Here is a 26,384-nt window from a genome sequence, read left to right as displayed (position 1 = left end):
CAAGAAGGACATAGAAGCCCGCATCGGCACCGTGCAGCTATCGGCTGAGACAGCGAATAAAAATGCCACCACCGCGATCCAGCAAGCTGAGAAGAGCGTCCCGTTAACCCGTAAGGTCAATAACAAGGAGCTGGTGACCGACATTCACCTGACGGCGGGTGATATCGGTACCTATGACAAGAAGGACATAGAAGACCGCATCAGCACCGTGCAGCTATCGGCTGAGACAGCGAATAAAAATGCCACCACCGCGATCCAGCAAGCTGAGAAGAGCGTTCCATCAATCCGTAAGGTCAATAACAAGGAGCTGGTGACCGACATTCACCTGACGGCAGGTGATATTGGTACCTATGACAAATCAGAAATCAATGACCAGGTTGGCAAAGTCAACGAGTTGGCTAAGACCGCCAATAGCAACGCAATATCTGCTATTCAACATGCTGACAAAAAAGTTCCATTAACTCGTAATGTGAATGGCAAGGAACTATCAACGGATATAGAACTGACTGCCACTGATGTAGATGCCTATAACAAGGCAGAGACCAACATCCTTATTGATGAAGTTAAAGATCTGGCAAATCATGCGAATAACAATGCGGAAACCAGAGTCCCCATGACCCGTACCGTAAATGGCAAGGCTCTCTTATCAGATATTAAACTGACTGCATCTGATATAAATGCCTATACCAAAGGAGAGGTAGATAGCCGCATTGAAGACGTTAAGGATTTAGCAAATTCTGCTAATAACAATGCAGATGGCCGAGTTCCTCAAATACGTACCGTGAATGGTAAATCCTTATCATCAGATATTAAATTGACTGCATCTGATGTGGGCGCTTATACCAAAACAGACGTAGATACTCGCATCAGTAAAGTTGAAACATTAGCAAATCAGGCAAATACTAATGCAATAACCGCCAAGAATAACGCCGATGGCAGACTGGAAAAAAGCCAGAACGGTGCGGATATTCCAGATAAACAGGCCTTTGTGAAAAATTTAGGTTTGGCTGATCTGGCTGGATTAAGTATTGAATCACGTCGAATCGGAGACAATCATACCATCATCAAGCTGGGTGATATATCTATGATCAACGGGTTTGCGGTCGGCAGTGAACCTATTGGTGAATTTAATGTATCCGTGATTGGCGGGGTGACTTACTATACCCATTTCTACAAAATCAAACTGCCCGTTGCTTTGCAACACGGTATTATTTCATGCCATGCAAGCATAGTCGGAGATAATTTTGATAATCAAAGTCCAGGTCATCTCGCGGATGTTAAAACACGACGCGATAATTCAAACGGAGTAGGTTTATCGAAAGATACACTGACAATATCAGTCACGACTCCTCAATTAGGTTGGGTTCCGCATTTTTATTATCAGGTTGTAGGGTATTAGCAGGAATAGGCGTAAATCAGGTGATCGCTTCGGCGATCACCTTTAATTATGTAGCGCCCTACCCCAGTGGGGGTTACTAATTTGATTTTTTATCCAGCAATTCTTCTATTTTATTGCGATTTTCATCATTAATGTGATTTTCCAGCCACTCTTTGATCGATTTCTTAGCCTTCTGCTGTAATTCATCACGCAATAACGATTCTACATTCAGCGTATATTGTAAGTTATCCCAATCACCATATACCCGCAGTGGGATTTCTAATTGCTTTAGTCGGTGTACAAATTCGTTCTGTTTGCCCCAACCCTTGGTCAATTGCACCCACAATGAAACATCTGTGTTTTGTTTGAGTAAATTCGCCTTACCCTGACCTTTAATCTTTAACATGCCAGAAGTGGCTGCAAGTTCATTAATCTTAATATCTCCGCGATCCAAGTAGGCTTTCACTGACATCTGCTGTGCTTCAGTAAAATTATCTGTATTTATCGGTTGACTAACTTGATCGGTTACCCGTGAGAAAGATTGCTGGATAAGCTGAGGAATATTCAATCCTTCCAAACGTGTATTTTTCAGGCCGATGTTCAAATCACCTTGCCAGTAATGGGTAATGGCATATTCATCATAACCTTCCCCCAAAAGATCTCCATCCACATTAAGCTGACCACTGAATACCGATGGTAATGCCAATACCTTTAACAAAGGCTTTAATGCTATGTTCTGCAAGAGCGGCTTGGTATGTAATGTTGCAGGGTTCACCGTGGCGTCAATCGTTGTTGGAAGTGCAAAATGCCCACCAAATACATTGCCGCTTAATTGTCCTATTTTTGTCATTCCATCATCATTCACAGCGTTCAGAACAAAATTATCAATATTCATATCTTGGTAAATGAATTTATCTGCTGTGAACGAGATATCAGCATAGAACCCTTGCAAAAATGTAAGGTCATAACTAGATAGCGGTGATACTGAAGTCGCAATCACGGGTTTTGAAGTGCTATTTTCAATTCGATAATCACGTTTTGCTTGTGGATTATCTTTCGGTAAAGCATCCCATCCCAACAAATTATCCAAATTCATCTTTGGCGAAGTCAGATTGATGGAATATTGGGGTTTATCTTGCAAGATGACCGCGATATTACCTTTCAGTTCGCTATCATCATTTACCGTCAACGCTATTTTTTGCAGTGAAATTGATTCAGTTGAAGCCTGATATTGTACTGTAGCCTTTCCTGTTCCTTTAATACCACTAGAGGGTAATCCGACGCCCTGTAACTGATATTCAAGAGAATCAATGCCAGCCGATATCCGTTGCGGATAGTCAGAAGTATCTACAGATGCGCTGAGATCAAATGCCAGCTCTTGCTGGTTTTTATTGATTTTACTGCTCAGTTCGAGGTTGATATTGTTTTTATCACTGCGTTCCAGCAGTAAGTTAATATCACGAACATTTAGCTGGGTATGATCAGCGGATTGCCAGATGAGTAAGCTATCAGCTACTTTAATCCTGGCAATATCCAGTTTCCAAACCTGACTCCCTCCAATCAAGGGATCCCCAATTACTGGATAGCGAATATTACTTTCCGGAGCTATCGGGGCTTCTAACCGTTTTTGTGGTTGGCTATCCGGCGTCAGTCGCAGAACAGCCCCTTTCAGCATCACTTCCTTAACTGAAAGCTGATGGGACAGCAGCGGTAGCAGTTCTACGTCCAAACGCATATTTTCTGCCACAACCGCAGGTTTTTTGGCATTCTGCGCAGTCAGTGATACTTGCCCGGTCAAAATACTCAATTTGGGCCAGACATGCCAGCGCAAATCATCCTGCAACACGAGCTGGTAACCACTCTTCTTTTGTACTTGATTGACTATATAGTCACGAAAGTCATTTGGATTAATCAGCAAGACCAGCGCAGCTAAGCCAGCAACAATGACTACTAACAAAATAAAGAATGTCGTCAATAATCTTTTCATGACTTCCCCAGTCCCATATCCACAAGATGACGCTATTTCACCAGAGCTTCACTAAAAAGCTTCATCAGGAAAGATTAATCCTCACTGATTCGGCTACTGACAGCTCCCTGCTGATTTTTATATTTAGCATCCTGACGTCGGTTATAAGGACGCTCGGCTGGCCCAGAAAGCGGTTCAAAGCTCAAAGCGCCTATGACCATCCCCGGACGCAAAGCTAAAGGTAATTTGCCTGAATTGTAGAATTCCAGAACAATTTGCCCCTGCCAACCCGGATCAATGCGGTGTGCAGTAACATGCACCATCAGGCCAAGACGAGCCAAAGACGAGCGCCCATCCAACCACCCCACTAAATCATCAGGCAGTGTGACAGATTCCAGTGTCACCGCCAGAGCCAATTCACCGGGATGGAGGAAAAATGCTTCTCCATCCGGCAAAATTATTTCATCGCTCATGACTCGATCAAGTGCCGCATTGACTTCTGCCTTAGGGCCGCTCAAATCAATATAGGCAGCAGTATGACCACGGAAAACGCGAAACTGATTCCCAAGGCGTACGTCAGCAGTTGCCCCATTAATACGTTCGACAGGGGGACGTGGGATAATTACCAGCTTACCGTCATCTAGCCATTTAATAATGTCACGGTCACAGAGTCGCATTTTTTCCTCTCAAATACGATGATACTTATGAATGCCTGAACGGCATGTTATTCGTAAAATTGGCCAATCTTAGCTTTTAAAATATCAATGGCCACGCGGTTCTTTCCACCACGAGGGACAATAATATCGGCATATTGTTTCGATGGCTCGATAAATTGCAGAAACATTGGGCGTACAGTTTTCTTATATTGTTCCATGACAGAATCCAACGAACGCCCTCGCTCATTCACATCACGCTTGATGCGGCGCATCAGGCAGATATCCAATGGCGTATCGACAAAAATGGAAAAATCCAATTCTTGACGTAAGCGTTTATCTGTTAATAGTAGGATACCTTCAAGGATAATGACTCTTTTAGGTTCAAAATGAATGGATTTGGATTTGCGGGTGTGTTCGACGTAGTCATATTGCGGTAGTTCAATGGATTTTCCGGCCTTGAGAGCCTGAAGGTGTTCAAACAGTAAACTGTGATCCATTGAGCTTGGGTGATCGTAATTAACTTTATAACGTTCTTCCAGAGGGGTGTTTGTTTGATCTTTATAATAACAATCTTCTGTAATAACGCCGATATTGTGATCACCAACCTGAGCCCGCAATTCTCTATAAAGTGTGCTGGCAATAAGGCTTTTGCCTGAGGCAGATGCACCTGAAATACCTACGATTGTACACTTATGTGCTTCATCAGCCATATAGAAATAACCTGGTTAAAAAAAGAAAAAATAAAGTGGGAACATGGTTTTTGATAACACCATGTTTGGCGGATTATAGGGAGTTAATGGCTTCTATTCCAGAGTAAACAAGATAAGTCTCATTTTTTTCTATACGCTTCGCATAAAAATTCCGCAATTTTATGTCTTAAACGAAAAATGCTCTAAGAGAATTTTCAAATACTAGGAAAAAAGTTATCCCTAAAATCGTTCCCAAAAAAATCACTTAAAGGGAAAAAATAATGGAATGAGTAATGCTAGGAAATTAATTAGATTTAATAATTGCTTTATTGCTTTCAAAAACGCCGTTCTATCAAAAATTATTAGCTAAAACGGCGTCTTATCGCATATTAATAGGACAATGACTTAAATTAAACTGCACGGAAAGAGATTTCAGTCGGAATTTTTTCTCCTTTCCAGTACATCTGTGCGGAGATATGGTCCGCTATTTCACGATAAATATCCGCAAATTCACTGTCAGGCTGGCTGATTACTGTCGGTTCGCCACGATCGAGATCTTCACGCAACGAGATGTGCAGAGGGATTTGCCCCAATAATTGGCAATGGTATTTTTCTGCCAGTTTTTCCGCGCCACCCGTACCAAAAATTGGCTCATGATGACCGCAATTACTGCAAATATGCGTGCTCATGTTTTCAACAATACCCAAGACTGGCACATTAACTTTCTGGAACATGACGATGCCTTTCATTGCATCAATCAGGGCAATATCTTGTGGAGTAGTGATCACCAACGCCCCTGTCACTGGAATATTCTGGGATAATGTTAGCTGAATATCCCCTGTTCCCGGTGGCATATCAATCACCAGATAATCCAGATCAGGCCACAAAGTATCTTGCAGCATCTGCATCAAAGCCTTGCTCGCCATCGGGCCACGCCATACCATCGCGTTATCGTCGGTGACAAGATAGCCGATAGAGTTGGTCGCCATGCTATGTACCATAATCGGCGCCATATGCTGGCCATCAGGAGAAGTTGGCCGCTCTTTCGCTGTTCCGAGCATATTGGGAATCGATGGACCATAGATATCCGCATCCAGAATACCCACTTTTGCCCCTTCTTGCGCTAATGCCAGCGCCAAATTCACCGCAGTACTGGATTTCCCTACTCCTCCCTTTCCTGAACTGACCGCCACAATATTGCGTACACCATTTACACCCTGCAAATCATTAGCACGGCGCAATGTACTGATATCATGATTTAGTCGCCAATCAACGGATGTTGCTCCCGTCGCAGCTTGTAGGAGTTGAGTCGTTTCCTTCTTCAGTATTTCAAAAGCACGTTTCCAGACGAACGGCATGATTAATTCAAGATGCAGTATTCCATCCAACATGGTGCAGTGATGCAATGCTTTCAGGGTAATCAAATCTTGCTCTAATGTCGGATGTTCGAATGTTGCCAGTATCTTAGCAACATGTTCTTTCAGCAGGTCAGGATTGGTCTGCTCGGGGGATTGTGAGTTCATCCCGGCTCCTTGTGATTTTTTTGCTTTCAACCTAAAACTGTTTTGCCATCTTAACAGAAGAGAATGAAGATCTCTCGTTACCCTAGCGACAACGCTCCTGATCAGGTAACATCAAAAGCCCTTTTAATTTTTAATTTTACGGAAATTAGATCCTAACTATGTCTCAAGTCGCGAAAAAATTACTGGTGACCTGTGCGTTACCTTATGCTAACGGTCCAATCCATCTCGGTCATATGCTGGAACACATTCAGGCTGATATTTGGGTTCGTTATCATCGAATGCGCGGCAAAGAGGTTCACTTTGTCTGTGCCGATGATGCCCACGGTACTCCAATCATGCTGAAAGCTCAGCAGAGTGGGATCTCACCAGAAGAGATGATTGCCAAGGTGAGCCTAGAGCATCAACAGGATTTTGCTGGCTTTGATATCAGCTATGATAACTATCACTCTACTCACAGCGAAGAGAACAAAGCACTGGCATCCAAAATTTATCTGGATCTGAAAAAGAACGGTTACATTAAAAATCGGACGATTTCTCAGCTGTACGATCCAGAAAAAGGGATGTTCCTGCCAGACCGTTTTGTCAAAGGTTCATGCCCAAAATGTAAGGCAGAAGATCAGTACGGCGATAACTGTGAAGTCTGTGGAACAACCTATTCCCCAACTGAATTGATCAACCCTCGTTCAGTGGTATCCGGCGCAACACCAGAAATGCGTAGTACTGAGCATTTCTTCTTCGACCTGCCTGCATTCAGCGATATGCTACAAAAATGGACTCGTTCCGGTACCTTGCAAGAGCAAGTGGCAAACAAAATGCAGGAATGGTTCGATTCTGGTCTGCAACAATGGGATATCACCCGTGACGCACCTTATTTTGGCTTTGAAATTCCTGATGAGCCGGGTAAATATTTCTATGTCTGGCTGGATGCGCCCATTGGCTATATGGGATCATTCCAGAATCTGTGTGATAAGCGTGACGATCTGAATTTTGATGAATTCTGGGAAAAAGATTCCAAAGCGGATCTCTACCACTTCATCGGTAAAGATATCGTTTATTTCCACAGTCTGTTCTGGCCAGCGATGTTGGAAGGCTGTAACTACCGCAAACCAACTAACCTGTTTGTTCACGGTTATATCACCGTTAACGGCACCAAAATGTCCAAGTCTCGCGGCACTTTCATCAAGGCTGACACATATCTGAAGCACCTTGATGCAGACTGCCTGCGCTATTACTACGCAGCAAAACTTTCTTCCCGCATTGATGATATCGACCTGAATCTGGAAGATTTTGTTCAGCGCGTAAACAGCGACATCGTTAACAAAGTGGTTAATCTGGCTTCACGTAATGCTGGTTTCATCAATAAACGCTTTGGCGGAAAACTGGCTGATCAGCTTGCAGATCCTGCGCTATACCAACAATTTGTTGATGCTGCTAAAGGAATTGATGAAGATTTCACCAATCGTGAATTCGGTAAAGCTGTCCGTGATATCATGGCATTGGCTGATCTCGCTAACCGTTATGTCGATGAACAAGCACCTTGGGTCGTAGCGAAACAAGAAGGCCGTGATGCCGACCTACAGGCTATCTGCTCAATGGGCATTAACATGTTCCGCGTGCTGATGACTTACCTGAAACCGATTATTCCAGGTTTGACAGCCCGCGCTGAAGCATTCCTGAATACCGAACTGACTTGGGATAGCATCCAACAACCGCTGTTGAACCATGACGTTTCACCTTTTAAAGCCCTATTTAACCGCATTGAAATGAGTAAAATTGAAGCTATGGTGGCTGACTCCAAAGAGAGCATCGAGCCACAAAAAACCCTGACAGGCCCTCTGGCTGACGATCCGATTCAAGACACAATTGCATTTGATGATTTTGCTAAAGTCGATCTGCGTATTGCATTGATCAAAGCGGCTGATTTTGTCGAAGGCTCAGATAAGTTGCTGAAATTGACTCTCGATATTGGTAGTGAAACGCGTCAGGTCTTCTCTGGTATCCGCTCTGCGTACCCCGATCCAAAAACACTGGAAAATCGGTTAACCGTGATGGTTGCTAACCTTGCACCACGTAAAATGCGCTTTGGTATTTCTGAAGGTATGGTGATGGCTGCTGGCCCTGGCGGAAAAGAAATTTTCTTATTAAGCCCAGACAATGGTGCACAACCAGGTATGCAGGTTAAATAATATCTGACACACTGAAATAATATGTTTATATTTCAGTGAGATAATAAAGCGGACTCAAAAAAAGTCCGCTTTTTAATGTGATATATAGCACATTTACGACATTAATCGTATGATAAGATCCTCTTTATACTGAGGAATTATGCATTATGTCCTTCCAAAACGTGCTGATGACAGGTTGGCAATATCTGCGCGCATTCGTACTGCTCTATTTATGCCTAATCGTAGGGAATTTCATTTCAGCACAGCTTCCTTTCTCTCTCCCCGGCAGTATTATTGGGTTACTTCTCTTGTTCGGTTTACTCGCATTCCAAATTATTCCCGCACATTGGGTAAAGCCGGGTTGTAGCTTGTTGATGAAAAATATGACGTTGCTTTTTTTGCCCATCGGAGTGGGAGTGATGGATTACTACCCGCAACTTAGCCAGCAAATATTTCCAATCGTTCTCTCTTGTATCGTCAGCACCATCATTGTCATGATTACGGTTGCTTACAGCTCTCACTATGTTCATCGTGAACGCATCACTATTGGTGCTAAAATACAAGAAACGACCGCCACACCAACAAACACTGCACAAACCTCTTCACAACAGTCATCATCATCACAATCGCAGGAAAGGAAAGAAAAATGTTAAGCCATATTTGGTGGTCACTACCATTAACATTGATCGTATTTTATTTTGCCAGAAAACTGTCTGTGCGACTCAGGCTACCGATATTTAATCCTTTGTTGATTTCAATGATGATTATTATTCCCTTACTACTCATGACACATACCCCCTATAAACACTATTTTGCGGGTAGTCGGATATTAAATGATTTGCTGCAACCTGCCGTTGTCGCCTTGGCCTTCCCTCTCTATGAACAACTCCACCAAATTCGTGCTCAGTGGAAATCGATTATTACCATCTGTTTTATCGGCTGTATTATCGCTATGGTAACAGGTACAGCTATTGCATTATGGGCAGGTGCTACACCTGAAATTGCGGCTTCTGTGCTGCCTAAATCCGTCACAACACCAATCGCTATGGCCGTGGCTAATTCCATTGGCGGCATTCCAGCCATCAGTGCAGCTTGTGTTATTGCAGTGGGTATTTTGGGCGCAGTTTTTGGTCATAACCTGTTTAATTTATTGAAGATAAAAACGCAGGCATCCCGTGGATTGGCAATGGGCACAGCATCTCATGCTGTGGGAACGGCTCGCTGTGCTGAAATAAATCATATTGAAGGCGCATATAGTTCGCTGGCCTTAATGACTTGCGGAATTATTACTTCACTGATTGCACCTTTTCTATTTCCGGTATTACTTCACCTATTCGGTTAGTTCTGTTCTTTGTTTATGAATTACTATCTATCTCGTTGTAATACTGTAAAAAGAAAGTAAAAAAATAATAAAAATAGTAAAAATTTGATGCAAGTTACTAAAATAGTATCTCGATTACAAAAATTTCATTAATTATATAGCTTTCATCACATTACAAACTTGAGCAGACATCCTAGAATGACCTTCAATTAATTTGGAGATCATTCTATGCAAGCTCGTTTTCACGCTATTTGGTCAGAAATAACGCCTAAACTGCAAGAGGCCCTGTTGCCTTATATTGGTAACGACGATTTTTCAGCTATGCTGACAACAGAGCAAATCGAATCAATCAAGCAGATCAGCGGATTTGATGATCATGCGCTGGCACTCGCCTTATTACCACTTGCAGCAGCCTGTTCCATTGCACCTATTTCACATTTTTATGTCGGTGCAATCGCACGGGGAGAAAGTGGTAATCTCTATTTCGGCGCTAATATGGAATTTACAGGCGTTCCCTTACAGCAAACAGTCCATGCTGAACAATCAGCAATCACTCACGCTTGGCTGCGTGGTGAAAAAAAGCTGATTTCCATCACTGTCAATTATTCGCCTTGTGGTCATTGCCGCCAATTTATGAATGAGTTAAACAGTGGAACACAATTGGAAGTTTATCTGCCCGACCGTCCACGACTGACTTTGGCTGATTACCTGCCAGAAGCCTTTGGTCCTCGTGACTTAACAGACACACCACTGCTACTGGATACCGTGAACCACGGCTATCAATTGGCAACAAATGACAGCTTGGTACAAGCGGCTCTGGATGCCACAAACAGTAGTCACGCACCTTATAGCCAGTCCCATTCCGGCATCGCCCTACAGGATGCTCAAGGAAAAATCTATACTGGCCGTTATGCGGAAAATGCCGCGTTTAATCCAAGTTTGCCACCGTTGCAGTCTGCTCTGATATTCATGAATATGGTGAACGGCAATTGTCAGTCCATCAAACGGGCTGTGCTGGTGGAAGGTGCAAACAGTCAGTTATCACAATGGAACGCAACAAAATCCACATTAAGTGTTCTGGGGTGTACAGAACTGGAACGGCATACCTTTTGAAATGAAATAAAAGTAAATGAAATGAAGATAAATAAAATAAGAGTAAATGGAATAAAGGTAACTTAACAAAATAAGGATATCACTCCCCTATCTCACTCAAAAGGGGAAAAATGAAAAATTTCATAACATTTAATTAGCTAATTCTGTATGTTATCTCTCATTTTTACTCATGATAAGCATATTTAAGTAACATTTACTGTACTTATTTTTTTTATCTTCTTAGGATCTCTAGTCGATTTTGTTATTTATTAGTCCAAAGAGTAAGCATCATGGAACTGGAACACGAAAGTAAACGTCCTCTTTATATTCCCTACGCTGGCCCCATCTTGTTGGAATTTCCTCTACTGAATAAAGGCAGTGCCTTTACGGAAGAAGAACGCAGCCATTTCAACTTGCATGGTTTACTGCCTCAAGCTGTTGAAACAATAGAAGAACAAGCCGAACGCGCCTACCGTCAATATCGCGATTTCAAGAATGACGCTGATAAACACATTTATTTAAGGAATATTCAGGACACCAACGAAACACTGTTCTACAGACTCCTTGACGCCCATCTCAGCGAAATGATGCCTATCATTTACACGCCTACCGTTGGTGAAGCGTGTGAACACTTTTCCGATATTTATCGTCGCGCTCGTGGCCTGTTCATCTCCTACCCAAACAAAGGGTACATTGATGACATGTTGCAAAATGCTACCAAGCAGAATGTTAAAGTTATCGTCGTTACCGATGGTGAACGTATTTTAGGTCTGGGCGATCAGGGCATCGGCGGCATGGGTATCCCTATCGGGAAACTGTCACTGTATACGTCTTGTGGCGGGATCAGTCCGGCTTATACCCTACCAGTTGTACTGGATGTGGGCACCAATAACCCACAACGTCTGAATGACCCACTCTACATGGGCTGGCGCCATCCACGTATTACTGGCAAAGAGTATGATGAATTTGTGGACGAATTCATTCAGGCGGTAAAACGTCGCTGGCCTAACGTACTGCTGCAATTTGAAGATTTTGCCCAGAACAATGCTATGCCGTTGTTGACCCGCTATCGTGATGACCTTTGCTGCTTCAATGATGATATCCAAGGCACCGCAGCGGTTGCTCTTGGTAGCTTGATTGCGGCCAGCCGTGCCGCTGGTCGTCAATTGAAAGATCAAACGGTAGCATTTCTCGGTGCCGGCTCCGCGGGTTGTGGTATTGCAGAACAGATTGTTGCCCAGATGAAGTCTGAAGGATTGAGTGATGAGCAAGCCCGTGCTCGTGTGTTCATGGTTGACCGCTTTGGGCTGCTGACAGACAAGCAACCAAATCTGCTGGACTTCCAGAGTGTGTTGGTACAGAAAAGCTCTGTCTTGCAGTCATGGGATGTCAACAATGATTCCCTCTCACTGATGGATGTCGTTCGTAACGCGAAACCTACCGTCTTAATTGGGGTATCCGGTCAGTCTGGATTGTTCACGGAAGAGATTATCCGTGAAATGCACAAACATTGTGAACGTCCAATTGTGATGCCACTGTCCAACCCAACATCACGCGTGGAAGCTCGTCCTGAAGACATCATTAACTGGACAGATGGCAAAGCACTGGTCGCCACAGGCAGCCCATTTGCTCCAGTAAAATATGCAGGTCAGGAATACCCAATCGCGCAATGCAACAACTCCTATATCTTCCCTGGGATCGGCTTGGGCGTTATCGCTTCCGGTGCTAAACGCGTTACGGATGATATGTTGATGGCATCCAGCCGCGCATTGGCGGATTGTTCGCCGCTGGCACAGACCGGCTCTGGCCCATTATTGCCACCCATTGATGCTATTCAGGATGTTTCCCGCAAAATAGCCAAAGAAGTGGCGAAAAAAGCCCAGATACAAGGCATGGCAATCGTCACATCAGACGATGCGTTGGATGAAGCTATTGAGCGCAATTTCTGGAAACCAGAATATCGCGTCTATAAACGTACATCATTCTGATAATATCTTTAGCAAGCCTGCCAGCAATATTGGCAGGCTTTAATTCCAAAAAAACCATGTTTTTCACTAAAAAAACAATCATAAATTTTTCCAATCAGGTAATTAATTCATTTTTCTTCTATATACAATGAAGTAATGCATACAACACACCAAAATCTTGCAAATGTTGGTGGTAGTACTTTCACTCCAAATTTCCATAATAAAATAGTGAGATAAAACAGATAATTACTTTTCCAAAGACCTTTTTTGTCATTAACACTATTGCCTTATATTTTTTATTCTCAAAAGTCAAAATATCCTCCTTGAGTAAACTATCAATATAAATGAAGGCTACTATAAGCACAAAAACTCACATACCCACATTGAATCAGGCGAGTTCTGAGCGGATTTCAGAGAAAACTTGCTTCGGTATTTCAAGTAAAGTAGCCTTTAGGGCATTAACCCAAAGTACAGATAAGGCAAACAAAAATCATGTGGAAGCGCTTGATTATTGGTCTAATTTTCGTCATAGCTCTCCTCACGCTGACAGCCATTATGCTTGACCGTTGGATCAGTTGGAAAACAGCTCCTTACATTTTTGATGACCTCAGACAACTCCCTGAGCGAGAAGTAGGTATGGTACTCGGTACATCCAAGTATTATAAAACCGGAACCTATAACCAATATTATCTCTATCGTATCCAAGGGGCTGTTAATGCTTACAACAGCGGAAAAGTTAAATATCTGCTATTAAGTGGGGATAACGCTCAGCACAATTATAATGAACCAGTCACCATGCGGAAGGATTTGATCAAATACGGGGTTCCAGCCAGTAATATCGTCATGGACTTTGCTGGTTTCAGAACACTGGATTCAATCGTCAGAACCCGCAAGGTATTTGATACTAACGATTTTACGATCATCACCCAGCGTTTTCACTGTGAACGCGCCCTATTTATTGCCATGCATTTGGGAATAGAAGCACAATGTTATGCCGTGTCTTCACCTAAGAATATGATGACGATCCGTTTCAGAGAGATTCTTGCACGTCTTGGTGCCTTGACTGACTTGTATATTTTAAAACGTGAACCTCGCTTTCTCGGCCCGTTAATGCCAATACCTACTCTGCATACCATACCAACAGAGCTTCAAGGTTATCCCGCCGTATCGCCAGAAGAGTTACAAGAATTAGAAAAAAAATCGCGTGGTAAAAATAAGAGTGGAGAACAATTCAAAACAGAAGAAGAGCCTATTAAGTAGATTGAGTAGGCTCTTCTTCTTTCAAATTGCAGCCAACAAAGCTGCAATTTGCGATCTATTGGTAAAGCTATTGATATAACATTGATATAGCTATTGGGTATAGACCTTACCTGCTAACTTAACCGTCAAACCCCGCCAGAGTTTCTCCATCGGCCCTTGTGAATAACGCTTTAACCACCAGCAAGCGAACCAGATATTAAATGCCCAAATAAAGGGAATAAATACCATCAATTCCAAACGGGTAAGCAGGCCAAATAACCCAAAGCGATAAAAAATCGTAGTACAAATCAGAGTTTGCAGCAGATAACTGCTCAAGGCCATTTTCCCCACCTGACGGAGCCAAAATGTGACCGTCCAACGCGATATAACAGACCAAAAACCATAAATCAGCGCGACGTAGGATAAGGCCAACAACGGTGTTGCTAATTCAGTAATGGTATAGCGGACAGTCCATGCCGCAAAATAACTGTAAGGATATAAACACTGGATTAACAAGGCGATACATTGAAGTATCATACCAACTGGAAACAGGAATAACGCCACCCGACGATAATGTTTGAGACTAAATGCACCTTTCAACCAGCCATTGCGCATTAACATTGCACCACACAGCATGACCCCGACCATTTGCCAGCCATATTGCACAATCACCACAATCATGGCACCACTTACTTGACGAAGACGATGCTCTATAGCCAACAATCCGCCATAAGTTTTCCAGTGACTTTCATGAAAGATATCTTCCGGTGTTGGCTGCCAGAATGCATTGTTATCTCCTACAGGAAACAGTCCCAGAAGATAAAACATCATCACACCAAATAAGTAAAAAGTAACCCCTTTACCAAACAACTTTTGATGAGTATTGATAAAATGCCATGCCAATAACCCGACAAGACCATATGACAACAATATATCGCCATCCCATAGCAAAATACCGTGTAGTAAACCAATTACAGCCAGAATCATTAATCTGGGAATATTCCAATTACACCCTTGCTGACGAAGCAATTCGAGTGATGCCCCAAACAACAACGTCAAGGTGAATAAAAATTTTCCCTGAGTAAAAGTATTTAAGACCGACCATGTCACCACATCAGAAAATGAGACAGCATCTTTATAAAACAGATTCATAAAGGCAGCGTATGGTAAGGCAAAGCTGGAAATATTCAGCAACAATATTCCTAAAATGGCAAGACCACGCACGCTATCAAGTGTCTCAATTCTCTGACGCATTACCTCACTACAATTATGTTCCATGATAGTAAAAATTCATTATTATAATTCCAGATGACGCACAGCACGCAGGAATTCCTGTCGTGTATTCTGGCTGGATTTAAATAACCCCCCCAGAGAAGTCGTCGTCGTGGTGCTGGTCGCATCACGTATACCACGGGCTTTCACGCAGTAATGGACGGCATCAATGGAGACAGCCACATTATTTGTGCCAAGTAGTGTTTGCAGCGCTATCAGGATTTGCTGCGTCAAACGCTCCTGCACTTGTGGACGTTGCGCAAAAAATTGGACTATACGATTAATTTTAGATAAGCCGATGACTTTATCCTTAGGAATATAAGAAACAGTGGCTTTTCCATCAATAATGACAAAATGGTGTTCACACGTGCTGGTCATCGTAATATCACGTACCGTTACCATTTCATCTACTTTCATTTTGTTTTCTATCAAAGTAATTTTCGGGAAATTGTGATAATTCAATCCTGAAAATATCTCATCCACATACATTTTCGCGATACGACCCGGTGTATCCGCCAAGCTGTCATCACTCAAATCGAGATTTAACAGCTTCATAATTTCTGTCATGTGTTCCTCAATGCGCACTTTACGCACTTCTGGTTCCAGAGTTTGTTCACGCAATGGGGTTTCAAGACCACGGGCGACCAATGCCGAATGCACTAACGCGGCTTCTGTACTTAGGGGTGACATCAGTTTCTCCAAGAATAATACTGTCCGTTACTTGACGGGTAATCGAGACACTTATTTTACGCAGATATCAACGAATGTGACACCATACGATATCCATTCACGTTGCATCCATATATAAATTGCATCTTCGCATAACTATACCTATACGTCACCAACGTGCCAAATCAGGTTAATTTACGATGAATATTTTTGTGATTAAATACCAGCGCGCCGGCAATGAACAAACCAATAAATGCGATATACAAGGCAGGTTCCAGTTTACCTGTCAGCCATGTAGAAATAGCTGATAACACCGGCCCAATTAATTGCCCCAAGGCATAACCTGTCGTCAGCAATCCCGCCATATAACGGGAGTAATTGGGTGCTAATTCACGTCCATACTGTAAAGACAGTTGCACCACGCACATAAAGCCACCACCAACCAAAAAAGCCCCAATCATCAGGCCAGAAATGCCCGGCACCATTTCCGCAATCAGAATCCCCAGCCCTTGAATCCATAATGTGATTGCCAAACGAACTTGAGTCGTTGCGACATTACGCATCAAAATTCCCAGAACAATGCCAATTACAGAAGCACCGCCAAATATCGGCCAGACAAACTGGGCAAACAAACTATCAGGAAAACGCGCTGCCGCCATTTGGGAAAGGAATGTCGCGGGTAAAATATAGCCAAATCCTGCCAGACTGTAACTCCAGACTAATCTTTTTATTTCCGGTGATAACGTGAGTTTTAGGATCTCAGTTTGCGGACGATGTAGTTCGCCACGGCGAGGTAAATGACGGCTGACATAAATACTGAATAGCAGAGCCAATATTCCGTATACCATCCATGCACTGGCCGCACTCATCTGCCAAGATTGAATGCCCATTGCCAGCACACCACTGATAAAGATCCCCATTCCAGGCCCAGAGAAAACTGCCGCACTTAATCCCGGACGATTCAATTTTCCCAGCTCATCATTTGCCCATGCAGCTACCAGAACCAACGTCCAGCCACTGGCCCAACCGATAACAAAACGGGCGATACTGTGCAATATTGCCCCATCAAGTAATGCAGAAATCAGAGTGATGATTACGGCTCCCCATAACCCACTCCACAAACGATATTCCACGAAACGCTGAGCGCGCATCGCGTCATAAGAGCCAGCCAGATAACCAAGGTAATTGAATGCCGCGACAATTCCTGCGCTGGTCAACGTAAGTTGAGATTCAGCAATCATCAACGGAACTTGTGGGGTAAAAGTGAAACGTCCTATTCCCATTGCAACAACCAAAGCGAGAAAACCGCTTAATGCAATCTGGAAAGCTTGATAGTTGCGACTGCTAGGTTTAACAAGTTGATTATTCATAGTGATTAAAAACCAGAGGAATTTATTGTTTTAATTGAGATTATTCAGTTATAACAAATCATGAATATATTATATATCTTTTCTTAACCACCTTTTTCTCTGCAATATATGTAATAGTAAATAATCGTCACGTCCTATCATTCCCCATAAACGCAATCTTTGCCATAATGCGTCCAATACAAGAATAAACGCTTGTCCGCAATCGTTGGTATCTGCAATTTGCGGCATATAGGGAGTTTCTCATGGATCATTGTCATACTTCAGGTTTAATCTCACTTGAGCAGGCGCTAGAAAAATTACTGGCACAAACCGCCCCCCTGATAGTTACAGAAACCATTAATCTGACCGAATCTGCTGGTCGCATCACCGCCACCGATATCATTTCTCCTATTAATGTCCCCCCTTTTGATAATTCAGCAATGGATGGTTATGCCATTCGCCTTGCAGACCTGAATGAAAATGAGACCTTACCCGTGGCAGGCAAAGCACTGGCGGGTACAGCATTTCAGGGAGAATGGCCGACAGACAGTTGTATTCGTATTATGACAGGTGCCCCGATTCCTTCTGGTGCTGACGCCGTGGTGATGCAGGAGCAAGTGGAAATCACTGAAATCGGTGCTCGATTCACATCTCCGGTTAAACAGGGGCAAAATATTCGTACCATTGGAGAAGATATTCCCCAAAACTCGATAGTGCTGCCAAAAGGAACCAAACTCTCTACCACACAACTGCCACTGGTTGCTGCACTAGGCATCACAAAGGTAGATGTTATCCGCAAGCTGAAAGTTGCCATTTTTTCTACCGGCGACGAATTGCAAGCCATCGGTGAACCACTACAAACAGGTCAGATTTACGATACCAACCGATTTGCTGTCCGCTTAATGCTGGAAAAACTGGGCTGTGAAGTTATCGACTTGGGTGCCCTGCCCGATTCCCCAAAAACTTTGCATAATGCCTTTGCAGAGGCCGATAAACTGGCCGATTTAGTTATTAGCAGCGGTGGCGTTTCCGTAGGTGAAGCGGATTACACCAAACAGATTTTGGATGAAGTGGGAAAAATCAGTTTTTGGAAACTAGCGATTAAACCCGGTAAACCTTTCGCCTTTGGAAAACTAGAAAATGCATGGTTCTGTGGCTTGCCGGGCAACCCTGTTTCCGCCGTGTTGACGTTTTATCAATTGGTACAACCGCTGATTGCCCATCTATCCGGTTTCACCGAGTGGAAGCCACCAATGCGCCTAAATGCTAAATCCACGACGCCACTGAAAAAATCACCCGGACGGCTGGATTTCCAACGCGGTATTGCTGCAATCAATCAAGATGGTGAATTAGAAGTACGAACTACCGGACATCAAGGTTCCCATATTTTCAGCTCTTACAGCCTCGGTAACTGCTTTATTGTTTTGGAACGAGAACGTGGGCATGTTGAAGCAGGCGAAACAGTACAAATCGAATTTTTCAATCATTTATTAAAAAATCAATAAGATAATAAAAAATGGCTATCGAACTGACCGATGAGGAAACCTTACGTTATAACCGACAAATTGTCTTACGTGGTTTCGATTTCGACGGACAAGAGAAATTAAAATCTGCCAGAGTATTGATAGTTGGTGCGGGGGGCCTCGGTTGCGCGGCTTCCCAATATCTTGCTGCGGCAGGTGTTGGAACAATCACCCTGCTGGATTTTGATACCGTTTCCCTGTCCAATCTACAAAGGCAAACTCTCCATCGCGATGAACGTATTGGGATGCCAAAAGCGCATTCAGCCGCACTGACACTGAGGGAAATCAACCCCAATATCACTATAAATCCTATCGAGGGACTATTAGATGACCTTGAGTTGGATAAATTAATCAGCCAACACGAGGTGATACTCGACTGTACAGACAATGTTGCCATTCGTGAAAAACTCAATCGCCTGTGTCACAGACATAAAATACCGTTGGTTTCTGGTGCAGCAATTCGCATGGAAGGTCAACTTTCCGTCTTTACTTACCAGTCTGAAGAACCTTGCTATCGCTGCCTGAGCCGGTTATTTGGTGAAAACAGTCTGACTTGCGTTGAGGCTGGTGTGATGGCGCCTCTGGTGGGAACCATCGGTTCCTTACAGGCAATGGAAGTCATTAAGTTACTGACTCAATATGGGAAAACTTGTCGCGGTAAAGTATTACTGTTCGATGCCATGACGATGCAGTTTCGTGAGATCAAATTACTTAAAGATCCTCGGTGTGAAGTTTGCCGAGCATAACAACCAGATACTCAATGAGTTTCAAGTTAGAGCTTAAAAGATGGCAAATATAACCCCGTAAGATTAACGGGGCTATTACCGTTAGGCAGGCTTACTCAGCAATACCCTGACTTCTCAGATACTCATCATAAGTACCTTTAAAATCAATTAATTTATCTGATTTGATTTCCAGAATACGGCTGGCCAATGAGCTGACAAATGAGCGGTCATGAGAAACGAAAACCAATGTTCCTTGGAAAAGCTCCAACGCAAGGTTCAAGGATTCAATGGATTCCATATCCAAATGGTTGGTTGGCTCATCCATTACCAAAATATTTGGCTTGTGCATCATCAGTTTGCCAAACAACATCCGGCCTTGCTCTCCACCGGAAAGCACTTTAACTTTCTTCCTGATATCATCCTGACCGAACAGCAGACGCCCGAGAATACTGCGTACTGCCTGTTCATCATCACCTTCGCTTTTCCACTGACTCATCCATTCAAAGACAGTCATATCATAGTCAAAATCACTGGCGTGATCCTGAGCATAATAGCCGATGGTGCTGTTTTCAGACCATTTAATCGTACCGCTGTTTGGTGTTTCTTCACCAATCAAGGTTTTCAGGAATGTCGTTTTACCGATCCCGTTTTCACCAATCACCGCCATCTTCTCGCCAACTTCCATCAGCAGATTTAAGTTCTTGAACAGTGGCCCATTATCATAACCCTTGGTCAAACCTTCTAATTCCAGTGCATTACGGAACAGTTTCTTATCCTGATCAAAACGGATATATGGGTTCTGACGGCTGGAAGCCTTCACTTCAGATAATTGGATCTTGTCAATCTGACGGGCACGAGAAGTTGCCTGTTTGGACTTAGAAGCATTGGCACTAAAACGGCTAACGAATGCCTGCAATTCAGCAATCTGTGCTTTCTTCTTGGCATTATCAGCCACCAAGCGCTCACGAGCCTGAGTCGCAGCAATCATATATTCATCATAATTACCGGGGAATAGACGAAGATCGCCGTAATCCAAATCAGCCATATGAGTACATACTGTATTCAAAAAGTGGCGGTCATGGGAAATAATGATCATGGTACTGTCACGATCATTGAGCACTTGTTCCAACCAACGGATAGTATCAATATCCAAGTTGTTGGTTGGCTCATCAAGCAGCAAGACATCAGGATTAGAAAACAGTGCCTGTGCCAGCAAAACGCGTAATTTCCAGCCTGGCGCCACTGAACTCATCAAGCCATAATGCTGCTCTACTGGAATACCGACACCCAGCAACAACTCGCCAGCACGGGCTTCGGCACTATAACCATCCATTTCACCATAAGCGACTTCCAGATCAGCGACACGATAGCCATCTTCTTCGCTCATTTCTGCCATGGAATAAATACGGTCACGTTCCTGCTTAACTTTCCACAACTCCGTATGCCCCATAATGACCGTGTCCAGAACAGTATATTCTTCAAACGCAAACTGATCCTGACGCAACTTACCCAGACGTTCATTAGGATCAAGGCTCACGTTACCGGAGCTAGGGGTTAAATCACCGCCCAAAATCTTCATGAAAGTAGATTTACCTGCCCCATTCGCACCAATCAGACCGTAGCGGTTACCGTTGCCGAATTTGACAGAAATGTTTTCAAATAGTGGCTTACTGCCAAACTGCATGGTGATGTTGTTTGTACTTAGCACAACTTTTGCTCTTAAAGTGAATAAAAAGGAATTTGGAAAACTGATAGCCGCGCATTATGCCACAACAATAAAAAAGTATCGCCAAATTGCACTCAGCCATACCTGAAAGAGAAAAATAAAAATCAGCTAATTAATTGATAAAAAAGGCATTACCCCAATAAAATAGCCTTAATTTTCAAACAAGTGATATAGAACAAAAAGCGATACTATTATAGACTTACTCTAATTTTCACTACTCAACAATTTGATATATCGGAAAAAATACAATGCAAAAAGTAAAATGGGGTATTATCGGTTGTGGTAATGTCACCGAAGTCAAAAGCGGCCCTGCTTTTTATAAACTGGGGAACGCTGAATTGGTTGCAGTCATGCGCCGCAATGCAGATTTAGCTAAAGATTTTGCCGAACGACACAATATCAGAAAATGGTATTCTGATGCCGAAGCGTTGATTAATGACCCGGAAATCGATGCCGTATACATTGCCACCCCACCCTCGACCCACAAAGATTATACTATCTTGGCAGCACAAGCCGGAAAAAGTGTTTATGTCGAAAAACCGATGGCATTGACGTTCGAAGAATGTAACGAAATGATTGCCATCTGCCGATTCCAAAAAGTCTCTCTATTTGTCGCTTATTACCGTCGTGCTCTACCTAGGTTTACAAAAATAAAAGAGTTAATTGAGTCAGGAGCAATCGGCACTCCCAGAATTGTAAATTGCATGCTATTCAGGAAAATAGATTCTATCTATCAAGATCCAGATAATCTGCCATGGTTTGTAAAACCAGAAATCTCCGGTGGTGGTTTATTTGTTGATTTGGCTTGCCACACACTCGATATATTGGATTTTCTGCTGGGTAAAATTATCTCTGTCAAAGGACATGCCAACTCACAGGCAAAAGCCTATCCTGCCGAAGATTGCGTTTCCATGTCATTTATGTTCGAAAACCATATTCAGGGAGTTGGTATTTGGAATTTTGTCGCCAGCTCTCGCGAAGATAAAGTTGAAATTATCGGTACGAAAGGCAGGATAACGTTTGCAACATTTGGTGATTCTCCTATTTCATTCTATGACGAAAATAATCAGCTGCATCAATATCATTTTGAAAATCCCAAACATATTCAAATGCCATTTATTCAGACCGTTATTGATGAAATACAAGGCAAAGGATCATGCCCATCCAGCGGAGAATCTGCCGCCCGCACCAGTTGGGTTATTGACGAAGTATTAAAAGAATATCGTACTGTTTCAAATACCAATTCTAATTTTTAAGCTACCTTATTCCATGTATATCCAAGGTATTTCTAGTTATAACTTGAACGTGTAGCAATCAATCAGCTTAGATATAGGTATCCGAAATGAATAACATACGAATCAACGCTGTCACTCTCAGATTATTAAACGAGTCAATTGCCAGCTACACAAAATTCTTTCCTGAGCAAGAAACTTGCTCAGGTGAACAAATAGTTAAGGGTTATATACGCAGTATTTATAGCAAAAAAATAGAGTCGTTATTAAGATATAACTTTTGTAGTATAGCCAGCATTAGCTCTCTAATTCATCCTGATCAAATTTTTCATTCTTGCCAATGGCTATTCCTAAAACAGACTGTATAAAAAGAGTCAGTGCACATATCCATAACACAATTGTCCATGACCCAGTAAAATCATGGGCATAACCAGAAACTAAAGGGCCACAAAACGCGATTAAATAACCCATTGACTGCATCATCGCGTTTGCTTTTGTCACGTTGGCTGTATTATTAAACCTTAGCAAAGGCAACAAAAATGCAATCCCGGTACAAATACCTGCTCCCACGCCCATAATCGAAATTGCAATAGGAATCAGGCTATTATCACCATAGACGAGAATCAATATTCCGGTTGTAACAATGATTGGATTAATAAAAAATAGAATTTTTTGTTGTTTGATTTTATAGATATAGAATGAAGATAATGTAGCAAAAGGAATAGCAATTAATGGAAATAATGATGCGTAGAATGCAGATTTAGTTTCACTTAACCCATAAGAGCTGATCAATTCAGGAAACCAAGCTGTAATGATGAAAAAATTAAATGACAAAAACGCAAAATAGATTGCCATAATCCAACAAGGTATACTTATCCACGGGTTGATTGTACGTTCAAGACGCTCATCCCCCTCATTACTGACAACTGTTTTATTTTCAATTGATACTGATTTATTACTGGCAAAAAATACAATCAAAAGAATAGAAAGTACCGGGATAAATATCCAAGCCAATGACATTTCGTTCCAGGATATACTAAATAAATGCTTGATAGGCAAAGTTAAAGCGGTTGCTATTGCAGGCCCCAGATACAAAGAAGCAGTATAAGCTGAAGATAATATCGCTATTCTGCTACTACCTAACCGCTTAAAAAATGAAGGTAATGCAACATTTCCCAATGCGATGGAAAAACCAAACATGATGGTAGAAACGAGCAATAATATGACAGAACCATTTAACCTTAAAAAATAAGCAAAAATCGCAACAATAAATGTCATTATCAGGGTCTTATACAACCCTATTTTCCTTTCAAAGTAGGGTGTTAACGGTGAAAAAATAAAAAAACAAAGAGGTGACAATGAAGTTATCAACCCCAATGTAGAATGGTTTATTTTCAAATCATCCATGATTTCCAATGACATAGGGGGGATATAAGATATCGGTATGCGTAATCCTAATCCTGCTATTATGATAAACAATGATAACTTTAAGATGTAACCATTATTCATTTCATTGTTTGATAGCTTCATTTCATCACCATCTTATTTTTCTGTCAAAATTGAGTTTCCTCACCCCAAACAAAAAAATTTATTTATCTCTGATATTCTCATTTTATTAACGATGGATAAAAACTCAAAGTTTATCTTCAAATTATGCTGATTTGGAGTGAGAAATACTGTTTGATTTTGATCATAAGGTAATCGCCATCGTTCTACTCACGTCTTGATAGCCTTCCCTTTCATAAAAGGCAACTCAAAATTTATCGGGTATACGTTTTTATCGAAGGAACAGTGTAATGCTCAAAACGATTAAGTAATAACACGGGATCTTGTTCAATAATTGCCATATGACGATATTTTTCCTGCAAAAATTGCTCATCAGCCATTTTATTGATCATTGAAATCAGAGGATTATAAAACTGATTGGTATTTAATATACCACAAGGTTTATTATTCAGGCCAATCATGCTCCAAGTAAAAACTTCACTGAATTCTTCCAGAGTGCCAAAACCACCAGGCAAAGCAACAAAGCCGTCTGCCAGCTCAATCATCTTACTTTTACGTTGATGCATGGTTTTCACAACATGAAGTTCAGACAAGTTTTTATGGGAAATTTCACGCTCTTCCAGCAGCGTCGGGATCACACCAACCACTTTACCGCCTTCTTTCAAAACAGTATCGGCAACAGTTCCCATAATTCCCACACTAGCACCACCATACACTAAAGTAATGCTACGTTTGACCAACTCTTTCGCAAAAGATATTGCACTTTCTTTATAAATTTCAGATACACCGAGGCTTGAACCACAATAAACTGCAATACTCTTTATTGGGCTGTTTTTCTCTGAGGGATTTTTTACCGTAATCTCATTCATTGCTAAACTCCATTATATTTTTTAATTTCTTATTATACCGTTCATCTTTCAAATTACAGCTTTATTGGCTGCATTGCGACTCGAAATCTATTGGGTATATACGTTAGCCTAACGCGCGTACAACTGATAATACAGTTGAGTTGTAGCTGCTTCACTGCGAAGATGGCCCCCTAAATAACACGTTGTAATTGAGGTTTTCTGCAAATGTCTCTTTCCAAACATCGGGCTGCTTCCTTTTCACTGCTCCCTGTGATCCTATTGTTATTGTCGATGACATCAATTCAGGCTGGGGCTTCGTTAGCCAAAACAGTCTTCCATGTCATTGGCGCACCAGGTGTCACAGCCCTGAGACTTGCATTAGGTACGATTATTCTATTTCTGATTTTTAAACCGTGGCGCCTGAAATTTCAGCGAGCTTCACTGATCCCACTTTTTGCCTATGGCATTTCACTAGGGGCAATGAATTACCTGTTTTATATGGCGCTATCCCGTATTCCCCTCGGTATTGCTGTTGCACTTGAGTTTACAGGCCCTTTAGCGGTAGCAATGTTCTCTTCCCGACGTCCAGTGGATTTTCTCTGGATTGCCTTGGTGATCGCCGGATTGGGTTTTCTGCTGCCTATTGGAGATAGTGTCAACACACTTGATCCGATCGGAATTTTGTATGCGCTGGGAGCGGGGGTTTTCTGGGCCCTGTATATTATATTTGGCCAACGTGCCGGAGCTGGCTATGGTGCTGCAACCGTTTCCATTGGTTCACTCATTGCCGCCTTTATTTTCTTCCCGATTGGGTTAATACAGACAGGCCCTGAAATACTATTTGATGTTTCATTGCTGCCTATAGCGCTGGGGATCGCTATTTTATCTACTGCATTTCCTTACACTTTAGAAATGATTGCTCTTACCCGCCTGCCTGCCAAAACATTCGGGACATTAATGAGCCTTGAACCCGCATTAGGAGCACTATCAGGTATTATTTTCCTTAACGAAAAATTAACGACGATTCAATGGGCTGCTCTTTTCTGTATTATTTGTGCTTCCATAGGTTCAACCTCGACTATTAAGCGGAAAACTAAAATAGAAAAAATAGAATAATTTATTTTCTCAAAAATAAGACCTGTATTGCTCATTTTAAACCGGAGAAAATTCGATACTTTCCGGTTTTTTATTTTATCGACTATCAATGCAATAGAAATTAACAATATGACTCCTGACGATTTATCAGCTAAATTTATTAAATCAAATGAGCTAATTTATTGTTCAGAATTAACGGAGTCTTATTATGAAAACTGCAAAATTAGTCAGAAACCAATCTTCAGAGCTGATTTATACCCGCAATAATATTAATGAAAGTGTTAAAAAACGGTCAATTTCTGTCCTAAATCATATGGTGATCCAATTTATTGATCTGTCTATGCTATTAACCCGGCGGAAAAATACATCGGCTATGCGGCATATTTAATAAACCGTGATTTGAAATAACTTTTTACGCGCTCGGGTCGTCGTTGTAATTGACG

General features: G+C 42.1%; 20 protein-coding genes and 3 pseudogenes. 12 read left to right on the top strand and 11 right to left on the bottom strand.

The genetic code is table 11. The annotated features are described in order from the left end of the window. Positions 1 to 1,399 (top strand): annotated as a pseudogene (locus tag Xhom_RS08980) (hypothetical protein); the annotation flags it as partial. 76 nt (positions 1,400 to 1,475) lie between these two features. Here the strand turns inward: Xhom_RS08980 and asmA are convergent. From asmA to apbC, 4 genes are all read right to left on the bottom strand, one after another. Continuing rightward, positions 1,476 to 3,365, bottom strand: coding sequence for an outer membrane assembly protein AsmA (gene asmA / locus Xhom_RS08975; protein WP_069316435.1), 1,890 nt, complete (start codon positions 3,363 to 3,365; stop codon positions 1,476 to 1,478). Between the two features lie 74 nt (positions 3,366 to 3,439). Then, positions 3,440 to 4,021 (bottom strand): dCTP deaminase, encoded by a 582-nt coding sequence (gene dcd / locus Xhom_RS08970; protein ID WP_069316436.1) that lies wholly within the window; start codon positions 4,019 to 4,021, stop codon positions 3,440 to 3,442. Between the two features lie 47 nt (positions 4,022 to 4,068). After that, positions 4,069 to 4,710: a uridine kinase gene (udk, locus tag Xhom_RS08965; protein WP_069316437.1), complete on the bottom strand. Its 642-nt coding sequence runs from the start codon at positions 4,708 to 4,710 to the stop codon at positions 4,069 to 4,071. A 389-nt stretch (positions 4,711 to 5,099) separates the two neighbouring features. Continuing rightward, the gene (gene apbC, locus Xhom_RS08960; protein WP_069316438.1) at positions 5,100 to 6,212 is read right to left on the bottom strand and encodes an iron-sulfur cluster carrier protein ApbC; all 1,113 of its coding nucleotides are present in this window, start codon (positions 6,210 to 6,212) and stop codon (positions 5,100 to 5,102) included. Positions 6,213 to 6,370: 158 nt separating this feature from the next. Between apbC and metG the strand changes: the two genes are divergently transcribed. The 5 genes from metG (at position 6,371) to Xhom_RS08935 (ending at position 12,778) form a co-directional block, all read left to right on the top strand. After that, the gene (metG, locus tag Xhom_RS08955; protein WP_069316439.1) at positions 6,371 to 8,398 is read left to right on the top strand and encodes a methionine--tRNA ligase; all 2,028 of its coding nucleotides are present in this window, start codon (positions 6,371 to 6,373) and stop codon (positions 8,396 to 8,398) included. Positions 8,399 to 8,544: 146 nt separating this feature from the next. Continuing rightward, positions 8,545 to 9,030, top strand: a complete 486-nt coding sequence (locus Xhom_RS08950) for a CidA/LrgA family protein (protein ID WP_069316440.1) — start codon at positions 8,545 to 8,547, stop codon at positions 9,028 to 9,030. Continuing rightward, on the top strand, positions 9,024 to 9,719 hold the full coding sequence (locus Xhom_RS08945) for a CidB/LrgB family autolysis modulator (RefSeq protein WP_069316441.1): 696 nt from the start codon (positions 9,024 to 9,026) through the stop codon (positions 9,717 to 9,719). Before Xhom_RS08950 ends, Xhom_RS08945 begins: the two co-directional genes overlap by 7 nt. 207 nt (positions 9,720 to 9,926) lie before the next feature. Continuing rightward, positions 9,927 to 10,811, top strand: coding sequence for a cytidine deaminase (cdd, locus tag Xhom_RS08940; RefSeq protein ID WP_069316442.1), 885 nt, complete (start codon positions 9,927 to 9,929; stop codon positions 10,809 to 10,811). A 269-nt stretch (positions 10,812 to 11,080) separates the two neighbouring features. Then, positions 11,081 to 12,778 carry an NAD-dependent malic enzyme gene (locus tag Xhom_RS08935; protein ID WP_069316443.1) on the top strand — a complete coding sequence of 566 codons (1,698 nt, stop codon included), beginning with the start codon at positions 11,081 to 11,083 and terminating at the stop codon, positions 12,776 to 12,778. 107 nt (positions 12,779 to 12,885) lie between these two features. Here the strand turns inward: Xhom_RS08935 and Xhom_RS45810 are convergent. Then, positions 12,886 to 13,014, bottom strand: a pseudogene (locus Xhom_RS45810) (DUF6404 family protein); the annotation flags it as partial. Between the two features lie 235 nt (positions 13,015 to 13,249). Between Xhom_RS45810 and sanA the strand changes: the two are divergent. After that, positions 13,250 to 14,017, top strand: a complete 768-nt coding sequence (gene sanA, locus Xhom_RS08930) for an outer membrane permeability protein SanA (protein WP_069316444.1) — start codon at positions 13,250 to 13,252, stop codon at positions 14,015 to 14,017. Positions 14,018 to 14,107: 90 nt separating this feature from the next. On the opposite strand, the gene yeiB is transcribed toward sanA, so the two are convergent. The 3 genes from yeiB to Xhom_RS08915 form a co-directional block, all read right to left on the bottom strand. Next, positions 14,108 to 15,250: a DUF418 domain-containing protein YeiB gene (yeiB, locus tag Xhom_RS08925; protein WP_198148758.1), complete on the bottom strand. Its 1,143-nt coding sequence runs from the start codon at positions 15,248 to 15,250 to the stop codon at positions 14,108 to 14,110. 42 nt (positions 15,251 to 15,292) lie between these two features. After that, entirely contained in the window at positions 15,293 to 15,958 is a 666-nt protein-coding gene (folE, locus tag Xhom_RS08920; protein WP_069316446.1) for a GTP cyclohydrolase I FolE, read from the bottom strand. A gap of 164 nt (positions 15,959 to 16,122) precedes the next feature. Further along, positions 16,123 to 17,307, bottom strand: a complete 1,185-nt coding sequence (locus Xhom_RS08915; RefSeq protein ID WP_069316447.1) for a YbfB/YjiJ family MFS transporter — start codon at positions 17,305 to 17,307, stop codon at positions 16,123 to 16,125. Positions 17,308 to 17,549: 242 nt separating this feature from the next. Between Xhom_RS08915 and moeA the strand changes: the two genes are divergently transcribed. Together moeA and moeB are read left to right on the top strand one after the other, a co-directional pair. Continuing rightward, the gene (gene moeA / locus Xhom_RS08910; RefSeq protein WP_069316448.1) at positions 17,550 to 18,791 is read left to right on the top strand and encodes a molybdopterin molybdotransferase MoeA; all 1,242 of its coding nucleotides are present in this window, start codon (positions 17,550 to 17,552) and stop codon (positions 18,789 to 18,791) included. 11 nt (positions 18,792 to 18,802) lie between these two features. Continuing rightward, positions 18,803 to 19,555: a molybdopterin-synthase adenylyltransferase MoeB gene (moeB, locus tag Xhom_RS08905; protein ID WP_069316449.1), complete on the top strand. Its 753-nt coding sequence runs from the start codon at positions 18,803 to 18,805 to the stop codon at positions 19,553 to 19,555. A 91-nt stretch (positions 19,556 to 19,646) separates the two neighbouring features. Here the strand turns inward: moeB and Xhom_RS08900 are convergent, their stop codons facing one another. After that, positions 19,647 to 21,242, bottom strand: coding sequence for an ABC-F family ATPase (locus Xhom_RS08900; protein WP_069316450.1), 1,596 nt, complete (start codon positions 21,240 to 21,242; stop codon positions 19,647 to 19,649). Between the two features lie 266 nt (positions 21,243 to 21,508). Between Xhom_RS08900 and Xhom_RS08895 the strand changes: the two genes are divergently transcribed. Then, positions 21,509 to 22,516 (top strand): Gfo/Idh/MocA family protein, encoded by a 1,008-nt coding sequence (locus Xhom_RS08895; RefSeq protein ID WP_069316451.1) that lies wholly within the window; start codon positions 21,509 to 21,511, stop codon positions 22,514 to 22,516. Between the two features lie 273 nt (positions 22,517 to 22,789). On the opposite strand, the gene Xhom_RS08890 is transcribed toward Xhom_RS08895, so the two are convergent. After that, on the bottom strand, positions 22,790 to 24,022 hold the full coding sequence (locus Xhom_RS08890) for an MFS transporter (protein WP_071933868.1): 1,233 nt from the start codon (positions 24,020 to 24,022) through the stop codon (positions 22,790 to 22,792). A gap of 230 nt (positions 24,023 to 24,252) precedes the next feature. Further along, the gene (locus tag Xhom_RS08885) at positions 24,253 to 24,867 is read right to left on the bottom strand and encodes an LOG family protein (protein ID WP_069316453.1); all 615 of its coding nucleotides are present in this window, start codon (positions 24,865 to 24,867) and stop codon (positions 24,253 to 24,255) included. Positions 24,868 to 25,071: 204 nt separating this feature from the next. Between Xhom_RS08885 and rhtA the strand changes: the two genes are divergently transcribed. Further along, entirely contained in the window at positions 25,072 to 25,962 is an 891-nt protein-coding gene (gene rhtA, locus Xhom_RS08880) for a threonine/homoserine exporter RhtA (RefSeq protein WP_069316454.1), read from the top strand. Between the two features lie 187 nt (positions 25,963 to 26,149). After that, positions 26,150 to 26,287 (top strand): annotated as a pseudogene (locus Xhom_RS08875) (DNA starvation/stationary phase protection protein Dps); the annotation flags it as partial. Positions 26,288 to 26,384: the final 97 nt, after the last annotated feature.

The sequence above is a fragment of the Xenorhabdus hominickii genome (genome assembly GCF_002632725.1).
GTDB classification, from domain to species: domain Bacteria; phylum Pseudomonadota; class Gammaproteobacteria; order Enterobacterales; family Enterobacteriaceae; genus Xenorhabdus; species Xenorhabdus hominickii.
Note: the sequence above shows the minus strand (reverse complement) of the source record. Positions and strands in the feature narration are given on the sequence as shown.

Excerpts from the sequence above, each read along its gene's own strand:
- cdd (WP_069316442.1), top strand. The coding sequence starts at position 9,927 with ATGCAAGCTCGTTTTCACGCTATTTGGTCAGAAATAACGCCTAAACTG.
- moeA (WP_069316448.1), top strand. The coding sequence starts at position 17,550 with ATGGATCATTGTCATACTTCAGGTTTAATCTCACTTGAGCAGGCGCTA.
- moeB (WP_069316449.1), top strand. The coding sequence starts at position 18,803 with ATGGCTATCGAACTGACCGATGAGGAAACCTTACGTTATAACCGACAA.
- Xhom_RS08950 (WP_069316440.1), top strand. The coding sequence starts at position 8,545 with ATGTCCTTCCAAAACGTGCTGATGACAGGTTGGCAATATCTGCGCGCA.
- sanA (WP_069316444.1), top strand. The coding sequence starts at position 13,250 with ATGTGGAAGCGCTTGATTATTGGTCTAATTTTCGTCATAGCTCTCCTC.
- Xhom_RS08885 (WP_069316453.1), bottom strand. The coding sequence starts at position 24,867 with ATGAATGAGATTACGGTAAAAAATCCCTCAGAGAAAAACAGCCCAATA.
- rhtA (WP_069316454.1), top strand. The coding sequence starts at position 25,072 with ATGTCTCTTTCCAAACATCGGGCTGCTTCCTTTTCACTGCTCCCTGTG.
- Xhom_RS08915 (WP_069316447.1), bottom strand. The coding sequence starts at position 17,307 with ATGAATAATCAACTTGTTAAACCTAGCAGTCGCAACTATCAAGCTTTC.
- folE (WP_069316446.1), bottom strand. The coding sequence starts at position 15,958 with ATGTCACCCCTAAGTACAGAAGCCGCGTTAGTGCATTCGGCATTGGTC.
- Xhom_RS08895 (WP_069316451.1), top strand. The coding sequence starts at position 21,509 with ATGCAAAAAGTAAAATGGGGTATTATCGGTTGTGGTAATGTCACCGAA.
- Xhom_RS08890 (WP_071933868.1), bottom strand. The coding sequence starts at position 24,022 with ATGAAGCTATCAAACAATGAAATGAATAATGGTTACATCTTAAAGTTA.
- Xhom_RS08935 (WP_069316443.1), top strand. The coding sequence starts at position 11,081 with ATGGAACTGGAACACGAAAGTAAACGTCCTCTTTATATTCCCTACGCT.
- Xhom_RS08945 (WP_069316441.1), top strand. The coding sequence starts at position 9,024 with ATGTTAAGCCATATTTGGTGGTCACTACCATTAACATTGATCGTATTT.
- udk (WP_069316437.1), bottom strand. The coding sequence starts at position 4,710 with ATGGCTGATGAAGCACATAAGTGTACAATCGTAGGTATTTCAGGTGCA.
- metG (WP_069316439.1), top strand. The coding sequence starts at position 6,371 with ATGTCTCAAGTCGCGAAAAAATTACTGGTGACCTGTGCGTTACCTTAT.
- asmA (WP_069316435.1), bottom strand. The coding sequence starts at position 3,365 with ATGAAAAGATTATTGACGACATTCTTTATTTTGTTAGTAGTCATTGTT.
- yeiB (WP_198148758.1), bottom strand. The coding sequence starts at position 15,250 with ATGCGTCAGAGAATTGAGACACTTGATAGCGTGCGTGGTCTTGCCATT.
- dcd (WP_069316436.1), bottom strand. The coding sequence starts at position 4,021 with ATGCGACTCTGTGACCGTGACATTATTAAATGGCTAGATGACGGTAAG.
- apbC (WP_069316438.1), bottom strand. The coding sequence starts at position 6,212 with ATGAACTCACAATCCCCCGAGCAGACCAATCCTGACCTGCTGAAAGAA.